Origin of the sequence: Erwinia magellanica (assembly GCF_039023495.1) — a bacterium.
In the GTDB taxonomy this organism is placed as follows: Bacteria; Pseudomonadota; Gammaproteobacteria; order Enterobacterales; family Enterobacteriaceae; genus Erwinia.
In genome coordinates, this window is the sequence record NZ_JBCHVC010000002.1 from 373,702 (window position 1) to 386,287 (window position 12,586).

At 55.8% G+C, this 12,586-nt stretch carries 9 protein-coding genes and 1 pseudogene; 6 read left to right on the forward strand and 4 right to left on the reverse strand.

Features of this window, described 5'->3' with window-relative positions:
- Position 1 precedes the first annotated feature (1 nt).
- The 3 genes from AAH450_RS08990 to AAH450_RS09000 all read left to right on the forward strand — a co-directional run bounded on the left by AAH450_RS08990 (position 2) and on the right by AAH450_RS09000 (position 2,971).
- Positions 2–412 carry a type III secretion system chaperone gene (locus AAH450_RS08990; protein ID WP_342909923.1) on the forward strand — a complete coding sequence of 137 codons (411 nt, stop codon included), beginning with the start codon at positions 2–4 and terminating at the stop codon, positions 410–412.
- 193 nt (positions 413–605) lie between these two features.
- Positions 606–1,067 (forward strand): RcnB family protein, encoded by a 462-nt coding sequence (locus tag AAH450_RS08995; protein WP_342909924.1) that lies wholly within the window; start codon positions 606–608, stop codon positions 1,065–1,067.
- A gap of 257 nt (positions 1,068–1,324) precedes the next feature.
- Complete coding sequence (locus AAH450_RS09000; RefSeq protein WP_342909925.1) at positions 1,325–2,971, forward strand: methyl-accepting chemotaxis protein; 1,647 nt, start codon at positions 1,325–1,327, stop codon at positions 2,969–2,971.
- Positions 2,972–3,130: 159 nt separating this feature from the next.
- Here the strand turns inward: AAH450_RS09000 and AAH450_RS09005 are convergent, their stop codons facing one another.
- Together AAH450_RS09005 and AAH450_RS09010 are read right to left on the reverse strand one after the other, a co-directional pair.
- Positions 3,131–3,538 carry an RcnB family protein gene (locus AAH450_RS09005; RefSeq protein ID WP_342909926.1) on the reverse strand — a complete coding sequence of 136 codons (408 nt, stop codon included), beginning with the start codon at positions 3,536–3,538 and terminating at the stop codon, positions 3,131–3,133.
- A 149-nt stretch (positions 3,539–3,687) separates the two neighbouring features.
- Entirely contained in the window at positions 3,688–4,590 is a 903-nt protein-coding gene (locus AAH450_RS09010; protein ID WP_342909927.1) for a LysR family transcriptional regulator, read from the reverse strand.
- Positions 4,591–4,687: 97 nt separating this feature from the next.
- Between AAH450_RS09010 and AAH450_RS09015 the strand changes: the two genes are divergently transcribed.
- Positions 4,688–5,542 carry an aldo/keto reductase family oxidoreductase gene (locus AAH450_RS09015; RefSeq protein ID WP_342909928.1) on the forward strand — a complete coding sequence of 285 codons (855 nt, stop codon included), beginning with the start codon at positions 4,688–4,690 and terminating at the stop codon, positions 5,540–5,542.
- Between the two features lie 167 nt (positions 5,543–5,709).
- Here AAH450_RS09015 and AAH450_RS09020 read toward each other — a convergent pair whose 3' ends face one another.
- Both AAH450_RS09020 and AAH450_RS09025 read right to left on the reverse strand, forming a co-directional pair.
- Positions 5,710–6,849 carry an iron-containing alcohol dehydrogenase gene (locus AAH450_RS09020; protein ID WP_342909929.1) on the reverse strand — a complete coding sequence of 380 codons (1,140 nt, stop codon included), beginning with the start codon at positions 6,847–6,849 and terminating at the stop codon, positions 5,710–5,712.
- A 59-nt stretch (positions 6,850–6,908) separates the two neighbouring features.
- On the reverse strand, positions 6,909–7,247 hold the full coding sequence (locus tag AAH450_RS09025) for a hypothetical protein (RefSeq protein ID WP_342909930.1): 339 nt from the start codon (positions 7,245–7,247) through the stop codon (positions 6,909–6,911).
- A gap of 501 nt (positions 7,248–7,748) precedes the next feature.
- Between AAH450_RS09025 and pqqU the strand changes: the two are divergent.
- A pseudogene (gene pqqU, locus AAH450_RS09030) lies at positions 7,749–9,903 on the forward strand (TonB-dependent receptor PqqU).
- A 147-nt stretch (positions 9,904–10,050) separates the two neighbouring features.
- A complete protein-coding gene (locus AAH450_RS09035) occupies positions 10,051–12,441 on the forward strand; it encodes a glucose/quinate/shikimate family membrane-bound PQQ-dependent dehydrogenase (protein ID WP_342909931.1) in 2,391 nt (796 codons plus the stop codon).
- Positions 12,442–12,586 lie beyond the last annotated feature (145 nt).

Genomic DNA, 12,586 nt, shown 5'->3' on the forward strand with positions numbered 1-12,586 from the left:
CATGTCAGCAGCTGAACAACTTAACCATTTTCTGCATTTTTATGGCCGCAAGATAGGGGCGCAGTTGAGTTTAAAGCAGGGGGTGTGCGCCCTGTTTGATAACCATCATCAGGAGGTGGCAATTGTAGAGCTGCCGCAGGGAAGCGACAGCGTGCTCTTTCATTGCAGGATTGAGACGTTACAAGGCGATGCTGCTCCGCAGATGCTGAAAACCCTGCTTGCGCTGAACTTCGAGATGAATGCCATGCGGGGATGCTGGCTGGCGCTGGACGCTGAAGAGAGCCTGAGACTGTGCAGTCAGCTTGCCGTAGCGACCCTGGATGAGAGGCTGTTTACGCAAAGCCTGGAGGGATTTATTTTGCAGGCGCAGCAGGTCAGGGAGTTCATCAATGAGGTTGTCCAGGCAGCGTAAGCCGCCCTAACACAAATCATTGCCGTCAGCCAGCTCCTTAATTCGTTCATAGTGTTAAGGAAGTGATAAGAAGGAGTAAAAGAGCGTAAGTCTCTGGGTTTTAAGATATTTGGCGCTATTTTTCCGGGCCAGAGTAGTCGATAGTCTTCTTCAGCGGCGCAACAGAAGCCGTGAGCAAAATGAGGTAAGACCCATGAAAAAAACGACTCTGGCACTTTTAATGACCGTCCTTACAGCGAGCACCCTGTTCTCTCCCCTGAGCCAGGCTGAAGGGCCTCCGGGACAGCAGTGGCATCAGCAGGGTGGTCATGACGGACACGGCGGCCATGATGGGCACGGTGCTCCAGGGCGTGGCCCGGAACATGGGCACGATGGCCGTGGCGACTATCATGGTCATGGCGATCGTGGACGGGGTCCCGATCATCATTATCAATCGCGCGACCGCTTTGCCTGGCAGGGCCATGACTTCCGTCGTGGTGAACGCATGCCACCACGCTTCCGCGGTGACGATTATCGCGTCAGTAACTGGCACGAGCGTGGCCTGCGTGAGCCGCCTCGTGGCGAACACTGGGCTTACATTGATGGCAACTATGTACTGATTGCCGCAGCAACCGGCATCATCACCTCTATCCTGCTGAATAACGCCTTTAACTAAGTTTCCCGGACGGCTGGTACAGTATGTGCCAGCCGTTTTTGATCCTTCACTCCTTTCTTCCTCCGCCTCTCTCGCCGCGCTAATGAATATAACTTAAGCGGGGTAAAGTTTATCCTCATCACTACCGATAACCTCAACTAAGGCCGTTCTCTGGCCTTGATTCCAGCTTCGATTCGACCCGGCTTTCATTCATTGGATGGGGGGCGCTGTCCGTCAGCTATTTAAAGCAAGCCAGTCATTGATGTTGAGGTTTCCGCATGACTATTACCAAAAGATTGTTCTCTATTTTTTCCCTGCTCGCGCTGGCGATGTGTTTGCTGGCCGGTTTTTCTCTGTATGCCATCAATGGCTTCCAGAGCAGATTTGAATATGTCCAGCTGAATGCTATTCCAAGTATCAAAGATTTGGATAAGACCATCAGTACTGCCAGCAAGCTTAATGTGGCGCTCTATGAACATCAGAGCGAAATGGAGAGCGGGAAACAGGATCTGGCGGAGAAAAAGGTCGAGGTTCTGCTCGACGATCTCAAAACGCAGGTGAATTATTATATTGAAAACGACGTTTCTAACGAGCGGGATAAAGCGATGAGCGAAGGTGCGCTGGCCGATATCGTGGCTATTCAGAGCGTACTGCCAGGTTACATCACCGCATCCCTGGCGCACAATGATGCCGTCACGCTGCCGATGTTGCAGGGGGAAACGGGCATTGGCGCTGCGGTGCGTAAATTAACGCAGGATCTGAAGGCGCAGATTGAGTTCAATATTCAACTGGGGGATGAGCTGCGTGAAGTAAATAACGCTCTCTACTCTCGCGTGTTCTGGGGGCTGATGAGCTTTTCTGCGGTAGTGATCCTGCTGATGGGCGCGCTGGCCTGCAAAACGATTTTTGGCGTTCGCCGCAGCCTGAATAATATTCAGCAGGTGATGGTGGAAACCAGTGAGTCGCTGGATCTGACCCGCAAGGCTGACGACCACCGTAGTGATGAAATTGGTAAAACCGCCTTTGCTTTTAACGCCCTGATGGAGCGTGTTGCCGCAGCGATGACAGCGGTAACCGCGTCTGCCCAGTCGGTGAGTTCAGCTTCCTCGCAGATTGCTGCCGGTAACGAAGATCTCTCTGCGCGGACAGAAGAGCAGGCTGCTTCCCTTGAGCAAACTTCCGCCAGCATGAGCGCGCTCAATGATACGGTGAAGCAGAGCGCCGAAAATGCCAAACAGGCCAGCCTGTTGGCGAGCAGTGCCAACGAGATGGCGGAACAGAGCGGTAATGCGGTATCGGCAATGGTCAACACCATGGAGAACATCAAAGCCAGCTCCAGCAAGATTTCCGATATTACCGGCCTGATTGAAGGGATCGCTTTCCAGACCAATATTCTGGCACTGAACGCAGCGGTAGAAGCGGCCCGTGCCGGTGAACAGGGGCGTGGATTCGCCGTGGTAGCCAGCGAGGTCAGAAACCTTGCTCAGCGCTCTTCAACCGCAGCGAAAGAGATCAAGGATCTGATTGTCACCTCTGCGCAGCTGGTGCAGAGCGGTGCCGTTCAGGTGGCGAACGTTGGGGATAATATGGCCAAAGTGCAGGGATCTATCCGCCAGGTTGCTGACATTGTTGGGGAGATGGCCGCCGCCACCTCGGAACAGAGCCAGGGTATTGAACAGGTGCACCTTGCCGTAGGCCAGATGGATAGCGTCACCCAGCAAAACGCCGCGCTGGTGGAGCAGGCTTCTGCCGCATCACAATCGTTGCAGGAGCAGGCAATTACGCTAAGCAATCTGGTCGGCGCATTTAAAGTCCAGAGCGGCAGCAAGATGTCAGCGGTAAAACAGCCTGCACTGGCGAAACCGCAGCCTAAACCGGCAACGCTTAAAGCTGAACTGGCAACGGATAACTGGAGCTCGTTCTGATCCTCAGCAACGTGGAGGATTTGCGTCCGCACTGAAGAGAAGGCGCTGTCAGCCGTGCGCGGTATATCCCCCACGGCGCAACGCTGTTCCGGCAGTAACAAAAAGGCCCCGCCAGTTTCTGGCGGGGCCTTTTCACCTTCCCTTAACAGAGAAAAGTGGTTACTGCTGCGTGATGATGGAGGTGATCACGCCAGTAGCAACCGCAATCAGCACGTAGTTGCCGTTGACGTTCTGCCAGCGATGACCAGCCGGTGGTGCTTTCAGTCCACGTTTATGCCAGTCGGTAACCTGATAACCTTCACCACGATACTTCTCCGGCAGCGGGCGGCCACGGTGGAAATCTGCATGGTGCGGCTGCTGAGGGTTTGAGTGCTGGCGCTGCGGTTCGCGATGCTCAGCCTGGCGGGACTGTGCGTGATGCTCCTGGGGCTGGCCAGGCTGCTGGCCGCCCTGTGGTGGGCGTTTTACCGGTTGCTCGCCATGAGCCTGCTGCGGCCCCTGCGCAAATGCGCCCAGGCTGGTGGTAAACAGCAGCGCAGAAAGGATCGCCATAGCTGATTTTTTCATCTTTTTCCCCTGTTGGTATCGCCCAACTTGTTGTTGATAAAGCCAATTTGGCGGCTGAGCCACCAAAGAACAAGATGAATAGTCTTAAGAACGGCGCGCTTAACGCTAAATTTACGCTTAGCTTGCAAAAAGCTGACTAAGGGCGGGCGCTAGCTGCCATTTTCACGCACAAAATCGATAAAGGCACGCAGAGGGGCGGGGATCAGACGGCGGTCAGGATAGTAGAGCCAGGGGCCGGGAAAGGTGAGCCACCAGGGCTGCATAACGGGTTCAAGCTTACCGCTCTCAAGCAAAGGCTTCAGCCACTCTTCAAACAGGTAGATTATGCCTCCGCCCGCAACGGCGGTATCCACGGCCAAATCCATGCCGCTGCCGATGCTCACCAGCAGCTGGCCCGCAGGTTTGACCTTTAACCGTTCGCCCTCTTTTTCAAACTCCCATTCCGGCACCACGCCGCTGGCAAAACGACCCCGAATGCAGCGGTGCTTTATCAGCTCGTGCGGGTGGGTGGGGCGTCCAGCCTGGTCGAGATAGGCCGGAGAGGCAGCCAGGGCGAAACGCTGCTGGCGCGGGCCGATGGGCAGCGCTATCACATCCTGCTCCAGCGTTTCGTCATAGCGGATCCCCGCGTCACATCCGTCGCGGAAGACATCCTGAACGTTGCTCTCCGCTACCACTTCCAGCTGAATGTCCGGATAGCGGCCCAGGAAGGCGGGTACCAGAGTGGGCAGGATCAGCCGGGATGCGCTGACCGGCACGTTGAGCCTTAAGGTGCCTGCGGGCGTTTCACGGAAACGATTAATATCATCCAGCGCAGATTCCACCTCGTTCATGGCGGGCAGCAGCCGTTCCATCAGCGACCTGCCAACCTCAGTCAGCGCCACGGTTCGGGTAGTGCGATGAAACAGCCTGACGCCAAGCTGCTGTTCCGCGCGCCGTACCGCATCGCTCAGACGGGAGGGGTTACTGCCGGTAACGCGTGCGGCCTCACGGAAGCCCCCCGCTTTGGCCACCGCCACCACCGCATGCAACAGCGTGATATCCAGCTTCATTGTCCGCCTCTCCGTACAGTGTGTCGTTATTTTACCGGATAGTTGCACAGTTACGGGGTCGCTACAATCAAGGGGTCACTTACTCAGGAGATCTGCTATGACTGCTTCACTTACTTATACGCTCGGCGATCGCCAGCTTAACCGGATGGGCTATGGCGCTATGCAGCTCGCCGGTCCTGGCGTTTTTGGCCCTCCTTCAGACGAAGCGGCTGCCCTGGAGGTCCTGCGTGCCGCCGTAGCTTCCGGCGTTGAAATGATCGATACCTCCGACTTTTACGGCCCGCATATTACTAACCAGCTGATTAAAAAAGCGCTGCACCCTTATGCCAGTTCACTCACTCTGGTCACCAAGGTGGGCTGCCGTCGGGATGAAAAAGGGGGCTGGCATCCCGCTTTCAGTGCGCAAGAGCTGACCCGTGCGGTGGAGGAGAATCTGCAAAACCTGGGGCTGGAGAGGCTGGAGGTGGTTAACCTGCGCAGTATGTTAAATGTGCATAAACCGCAGGAAGGCTCCCTTGAGGCACCGCTGGCGGCGTTACTGGAACTGAAAGAGCGTGGCCTGATCCGCCACATTGGGTTAAGCAACGTTACGCCAAAACAGGTTGAAGATGCTCAGCAGATGACGCCAATAGCCTGCGTGCAGAATCTCTATAACCTGGCGAACCGGCAGGATGATGAGCTGGTGGAGACGCTGGCGAAACAGGGTATCGCTTATGTGCCGTTTTTCCCGCTGGGGGGATTTACTCCGTTGCAGTCTGCCGGGTTGTCTGAAGTCGCTCAGGCGCTAAAGGCGACGCCAATGCAGGTAGCGCTGGCCTGGCTGTTGCAGCGTTCGCCAAATATTATGTTGATCCCCGGAACCTCTTCGGTAGCGCATTTGCAGGAAAATATGGCGGCGGTGAAGCTGACTTTACCTGCTCAGGCACTTGAAATATTAAACGAAATGGGCTGAGAGTTGGGTGTGAGAAATGACGTCCGGAAGGCAACCCGGACGCCCTGTCTGGCTAAGTGTTGAAGCAGAAGTGGGCGGGCATTACTGCGTAGCCCGCTCTGTAACAGAACGGGCGTTTTGCCGGGCTAAGCCAGAGTTTGCCAGGCGACGGAATAAGCCGGTTCTTGTTAAGCGATCAAATAAGCCTGCTCCAGCATAAAGCGCTGCTCCTCTTGGCTGTAGCTGACCAGCGAGTTTTTGCTGTTGGAGCGGGAGAGGATCCAGTCTGCTTCCTCTGCCGTAAGCGGCTGCGCATCGTGCCAGAAGGGGGTAATAGCGTTGTCCCTGATCCAGTGTTGCAACATTCGGGCTGGCGGCAAGGTAAACCCTGGGAAGAGGGCCGTGGCTAAATCCTCCATTAATAGCTGCTGCTGTTCATCTTCCGTCTTGTTGAGTATTGTCAGGAAGGGCAGCAGTAACCGTCCGCACACCTCACCATGATGGTAATCCTTTATCGCCCCCAGCTCTCCGGCAATGCCGTGGATCACCCCTAAACCAGCCATGCTCAGCGACAATCCTCCTTGCCAGGAAGCAAACATCATCTGCTCGCGTGCTCTGTCACCCTGTTCATCATCGCGATTCAGATGCGGCCAGGCGCTGATAAAAGCACGCATTCCCGTCAGGGCTGTCTGGCGGCTGAAGAAATTGCCTTTACTGGAAAGGTACGCTTCAAACAGATGGGTGAAGGCGTCAATCGCACAGCACGCCAGCACATGATCGGGCGCGCCCTGTAGCAGATCGGGGTCCAGAATCGCAATATCAGGGACGAAGTTGGCATGGCGCAGCGAGGCTTTAACTTTGATCTCTGCTTTGTCTGTAACCACGGCGTTCTGCGTCACCTCGCTGCCGGTGCCCGCAGTGGTAGGCACAGCAATCAACGGCAGCGTTGCGCCAGTCAGCGGCGTGTCGCCGACTTTTTCCAGATAGCGCAGCGTGTTGAGCGGATGCTGGCTCAGCGCCGCAAAGGCTTTAGCTGCATCCAGCACGCTGCCGCCGCCAATAGCGACCACCCGTCCTGCCTTGCCACGCCAGCGTGTAACCCATTGATCGATCTCAGCAGGCGAAGCCTCGTGGCTGACAATCTCATGCCCCAGCAGCAGCGGCGCCAGATCGGCTTTCAGCGCCTCCCAGCTCGCGCTTTGCAGAAAGGAGCGACCACAAAAGAGTAAGGTAGGCTGAACCTCTTTATGCAGCAACGGCAGCAGTTCACGCAGGCTTCCGCGGCCAAAAAAGGTATGACGGTTAGCTATCATCTGGCTGGTGCTCATGGGTTTTCCCGTAGGGTCAGAAACAGAGCAGACAGGCTACCTTGCCAGCAGGCTAAAGATCAAATAGAGCGGGAAGGGCAGCTAAAGGTAAAAACTTTGTCCTGCGGCGCATTTACCACCATAAAACGGGTATCGGAGAGGCGCATCGCCAGCCAGCCCTCTTTTGTCACCGCAGCAGGGACATATTGCTGCCGGTCGGCCGAGTGCAAAGGGCCGCTTTCCACTACCTTTTCCGGCAGCGTAACGCTGAAAGAGGTAAAACGGTCAACAATTTTCCCTTCAAGATCGCCCAGGTTGCGGCCATCCAGCGTCTGTAGGTTGCCCTGACAGATCATTCCCTGCTCACCGCCTGAACAGGCTGTCAGCAACACTAACGCAGCGGCGACGGAAATTCGCACTGCTCTGCGGCTGAATCCCGTCCTGTTAAAAATGGCCCTATCCTGCCACACCATAATGCATCCTTTTCATCGGGTAATGGATTGAGTATAGCGGGGAGTTTGTTTAATTTCCCCTGGCAGAAAACCCCCGACAATTAAAGGGTGAAAGCGCGTCTTAAGCGCCTTTGTAAGCCTCTTGTTATCATTTTGTGGGATAAAACTGAATCAATTCAGCCAAAGAGGTAACAACGGTTCGCAAAGCGATTATTGAGTGCTACACTCTTGGCCGATTTTGACACTTTCCCCTTATTCTCTGCATTTGAACAGCCGTTTTACTCGACTGATTGCGCTAATGCCTTCTATTTTGTAGGGGGAAGCAGCGGGCAAGTTTCAAAACTGCTTGTATACTTTTTCAGCATTGCTGTGTGCGTTTCTCAACGGCGATGGGTTGTACAAAACGTTTTTTGTGCAGACCCGTTGGGGAGCTTTTGACGGATAAACTTTAAACAACGAACCGATCCTGTGAACAACAAAACCTCTGCCTTGTTAATTACGCCGCTGTTTTTACTACAGCCTGCCGTGAGTTATGCTCAATCGCCAACCGCTCAGCGCGGAGATGCTGCTGCGCAGGGCAACACCCTGATGGTTGTTAAGCAGCGTAGCGGATTATCTGAACTGGACACGCCTGCCGCCGTCAGCGTGGTCAGCGGAGAGGATCTGCGCAACAGCACGGCGCAGGTCAATCTTTCGGAAGGGTTAGGCAGCGTCCCTGGTTTGCAGATCCAGAACCGTCAGAACTATGCACAGGATCTACAGCTTTCCGTGCGGGGCTTCGGCAGCCGTTCAATGTATGGCGTGCGCGGCGTGCGGGTCTATGTGGACGGCATCCCCGCCACCATGCCGGACGGGCAGGGGCAGACCTCTAACATTGATATTTAACTCTATCGATAAGGTCGACGTGCTGCGAGGCCCTTACTCCGCTCTGTATGGCAATGCCTCCGGCGGCGTGGTCAATATCGATACCCAGACCGGCAGCCAGCCCACCACGCTGACTGCGGGAACCTATTACGGCAGCTACGGCAGCTGGCGTAACAGCGTAAAGGCCAGCGGCGCTACCGGTGACGGTACTCACGCGGGCGATCTCAATTACACTATTTCCGGCTCGCGCTTTACCACGCACGGCTATCGTGACCACAGCGGCACCCAGAAAAATCTCGGCAATGCAAAGCTGGGCGTGCGCCTGGATGATGTCAGTACGCTCACCCTGATGCTGAACAGCGTTTCTGTTGATGCTAACGATCCGGGCGGCCTTACCCGTGAAGAGTGGCAAGCGAATCCCCGCCAGTCGCCACGCGGTGATAACTTCAATACCCGCAAAAGCCTCGACCAGACTCAGGTTGGCCTGCGCTATCAGCGTGAAATGAGCGAAAACGATCGGTTGACGCTGACCACCTGGCACGGGGAGCGGCATACCACGCAATATCAGTCTATTCCCCTGGCTCCCCAGCTTAAGCCCGCTTACCCGGGCGGCGTGATTGTGCTGGAACGTAAATATTCCGGCGTCGATACCCGCTGGCAGCATCAGGATCAGCTTGGTTCCGTGCCGTTCAGCATTACTGGTGGGCTGGATTATGAAACCATGACCGAACGTCGTCAGGGGTTTGAGAATTACAATCTTGTGAATGGCGTACCGGAGTTTGGCGAGAAGGGCAGCCAGCGCCGCAACGAAAAGAATGTGATGTGGAACCTTGACCCCTACCTGCAAAGCAGCTGGGAGCTGACCTCAAAATGGACGCTGGATGCAGGGGTGCGTTACAGCACGGTGAGCTTTGATTCTGAAGATTACTATGTCACTTCCGGCAACGGGGATGACAGCGGCAGCAAGCGCTACCACAAGCTGCTGCCAATGGGCTCGCTGAACTATGCGGTAACCGATGCCTGGAACCTGTATGCCTCGGCAGGGCGTGGCTTTGAGACGCCGACCATTAATGAACTCTCCTACCGCTCGGTAGATGGCAGCCAGACCGGCCTGAACCTGGGCCTGAAACCTGCCACCAGCGACACCGTTGAGCTGGGCAGTAAAACCCGCCTCGGTTATGGCCTGCTGACCGCGGCGCTCTTCCAGACCAACACCGATAACGAGCTGGTGGTGGCACAAAGCAGCAACGGACGCTCCGTCTACAAAAATGCCGGTAAAACCCGCCGCCGTGGCGTGGAGCTTTCCTTCGATCAGCAGTTTGCTGAAAACTGGCAGATGAAAATGGCCTGGACCTGGCTGGATGCCACCTATCGCAATGAAACCTGCGATAACAATGGCAACTGTACTCCTTCCGGCAATTGTCTGCCGGGAGTAGCAAAGAATATGGGTTATGCTTCGCTGGGCTGGCTGCCCGAACAGGGTCTGCATGCGGGCGCCGATATTCGCTATATGAGCAGCATTCAGGCTGATGATGAAAACGACGCAAAAGCGCCATCTTATACGGTGGTGGGCCTGAACGCGGGCTATAAATTTGGCTGGGATAAGTGGTCTCTGGATCTGTTCAGCCGCGTCGATAATCTTTTTGACCGGGAGTACGTAGGCTCGGTGATCGTCAACGAAGGCAATGGCCGTTACTACGAGCCGGCACCGGGGCGTAATTACGGCGTGGGCGCGACGCTCTCCTGGACGTTCCTGTAACAAAGTATCCAGCACAGCCTGCCGTTTAGCGTAAATCTGACGGCGGGTTCAAAACACCGGGGTGGATAAGCGATATTAACCGAGTGTTTTTTGCGATTTAGCATACGATCTAAATTGAAGACGTTAAATTTTGGTAAGGTCCATACTATGCAAAGTAAAGCACCGTTATCACGGATCCTCGTGATTATTACGGCTGTGTTCGCCGTCCTCAGCGGGTTGTACCTGTTGATTGGCGGTATCTGGCTGGCAAAAATCGGCGGCTCGTTCTATTACATCATCGCTGGTGTGATTGAGCTGGTTGTCGCCTGGCTGCTGTTCCGTCGCCGCTCTTCAGCGCTGCTGTTGTACGCGGTATTCCTGCTGGCGACGCTGGTCTGGTCGCTGTGGGAAGTGGGGTCCGATTTCTGGGCGCTGACGCCGCGTCTTGACGTCACCTTCTTCCTCGGCCTGTGGCTGGTTCTGCCGTTTGTGTACCGTGGCCTGAGCCAGGGCAAATTTGCCCGTGGCGCGCTGAGCCTGGTGCTGGTGGTGACCGTTATCGCGCTGGCCTACTCGGTCTTTAACGATCCGCAGGAAATCAACGGTTCCCTCAGCCCTGAACAGGCGGCGAACATTGAGAAGTCTGGTGAAGGCATCGCTGCCGGAGACTGGCCTGCTTATGGCCGTACTCAGGCCGGAACACGCTACTCGCCGCTGAAGCAGATCAACGACAAAAACGTGGGTCAGCTGAAGGAAGCATGGACCTTCCGTACCGGTGACATGAAGCGCCCAACCGATCCGGGTGAAATTACCGATGAAGTGACGCCAATCAAAATCGGTGATTCCCTCTACCTCTGTACGCCGCACCAGATCCTGTTTGCGCTGGATGCCGCTACCGGTAAAGAGAAGTGGAAATTTGATCCACAGCTGAAAACCGATCCTTCCTTCCAGCACGTGACCTGTCGCGGTGTCTCTTACTACCAGACACCTGAAGTGGCCACCCTGCCAGCGGGCAGCAAACCTGCTATGTGCGCACGCCGCATCATCCTGCCGGTGAACGATGGTCATCTCTATGCGCTGGATGCGGAAACAGGCGCGCTGTGCCCGGAATTTGGCGAAAACGGCAAGCTGAACCTTCAGCAGAACATGCCTAACGCCCGTGCCGGCGCTTACGAGCCAACTTCACCGCCAATCATCACTGATAAAGTGATTGTGATTGCGGGTGCCGTGACCGATAACTACTCCACTAAAGAGCCTTCCGGCGTCATCCGTGGCTTCGATGTTAACAGCGGTAAACTGCTGTGGGCCTTCGATACCGGCGCTAAAGATCCTAACGTGCTGCCGGAAGCTGACCAGCACTATGTAGCTAACTCGCCAAACTCCTGGGCGCCTGCTGCTTACGATGCCAGTCTGGATCTGGTTTACCTGCCAATCGGTGTGGCCACGCCTGATATCTGGGGCGGCAACCGCACCCCGGAAATGGAGCGTTTCGCTACCGGTTTGCTGGCGCTGAATGCCACTACGGGTAAACTGGCGTGGTTCTATCAGACGGTGCACCACGATCTGTGGGATATGGACGTACCGGCGCAGCCGACTCTGGCTGACATTACCGATAAAAACGGCAGCAACGTTCCGGTCATTTACGTCCCAACCAAAACGGGCGATATCTTTGTTCTGGATCGCCGTAGCGGTAAAGAAGTTGTTCCGGCTCCGGAAACGCCGGTGCCGCAGGGCGCGGCGAAGGGTGACCATGTCAATCCTACTCAGCACTTCTCGGAGCTGACCTACCGTCCAAAAGCCAAACTGACTGGGGCAGATATGTGGGGCGCCACTATCTACGATCAGTTGATCTGTCGTGTGATGTTCCACAGCCTGCGTTATGAAGGTCCGTTTACTCCGCCTTCCGAGCAGGGCACACTGGTGTTCCCTGGTAACCTGGGCATGTTCGAGTGGGGCGGTATCTCTGTGGATACCGACCGCCAGATTGCCGTGACTAACCCAATGGCGCTGCCGTTTGTTTCCCGTCTGATCCCACGTGGTCCAAATAACCCACTGTGGCCTGGCGAGAACGACAAGGGCGGCAGCGGGACAGAAACTGGCGTTCAGCCACAGTATGGTGTGCCATACGGCGTGACCCTGAACCCGTTCCTGTCGCCGCTGGGCTTCCCTTGTAAGCAACCTGCGTGGGGCTATATCTCTGCGGTGGACCTGAAAACCAACGATATCGTGTGGAAAAAACGCATCGGTACCGTTCGTGACAGCTCACCTGTGCCACTGCCGTTCAAAATGGGTATGCCTATGCTGGGCGCGCCAATCTCTACGGCGGGTAACGTGATGTTCATTGGCGCAACCGCAGATAACTACCTGCGTGCGTTTAACGTCACCAATGGTAAAGCGCTGTGGGAAGCTCGTCTGCCCGCTGGCGGCCAGGCGACCCCAATGACCTACGAGGTGAACGGCAAGCAGTATGTGCTGATCGCCGCGGGTGGTCATGGCTCCTTCGGCACCAAGCTTGGCGACTACATTGTTGCCTACGCGCTGCCTGACGACGCGAAGTAACAGCATTTCCCGGCATCCGCAGACTGGATGCTGAAGTGAGCAGGGCAACCGTTTCGGCGGTTGCCCTTTTTTTGTCTCTCTTCCACCGCAAAAAACGCCTGCTTTTTTCCCGCCAGGCGTTATCATTCGGGCGTTTATTTCAATC

Bases quoted from the DNA above. Each gene is read 5' to 3' on its own strand.
- AAH450_RS09015 (WP_342909928.1), top strand. From the start codon at position 4,688: ATGACTGCTTCACTTACTTATACGCTCGGCGATCGCCAGCTTAACCGG.
- AAH450_RS09010 (WP_342909927.1), bottom strand. From the start codon at position 4,590: ATGAAGCTGGATATCACGCTGTTGCATGCGGTGGTGGCGGTGGCCAAA.
- AAH450_RS09035 (WP_342909931.1), top strand. From the start codon at position 10,051: ATGCAAAGTAAAGCACCGTTATCACGGATCCTCGTGATTATTACGGCT.
- AAH450_RS08995 (WP_342909924.1), top strand. From the start codon at position 606: ATGAAAAAAACGACTCTGGCACTTTTAATGACCGTCCTTACAGCGAGC.
- AAH450_RS09000 (WP_342909925.1), top strand. From the start codon at position 1,325: ATGACTATTACCAAAAGATTGTTCTCTATTTTTTCCCTGCTCGCGCTG.
- AAH450_RS08990 (WP_342909923.1), top strand. From the start codon at position 2: ATGTCAGCAGCTGAACAACTTAACCATTTTCTGCATTTTTATGGCCGC.
- AAH450_RS09005 (WP_342909926.1), bottom strand. From the start codon at position 3,538: ATGAAAAAATCAGCTATGGCGATCCTTTCTGCGCTGCTGTTTACCACC.
- AAH450_RS09020 (WP_342909929.1), bottom strand. From the start codon at position 6,849: ATGAGCACCAGCCAGATGATAGCTAACCGTCATACCTTTTTTGGCCGC.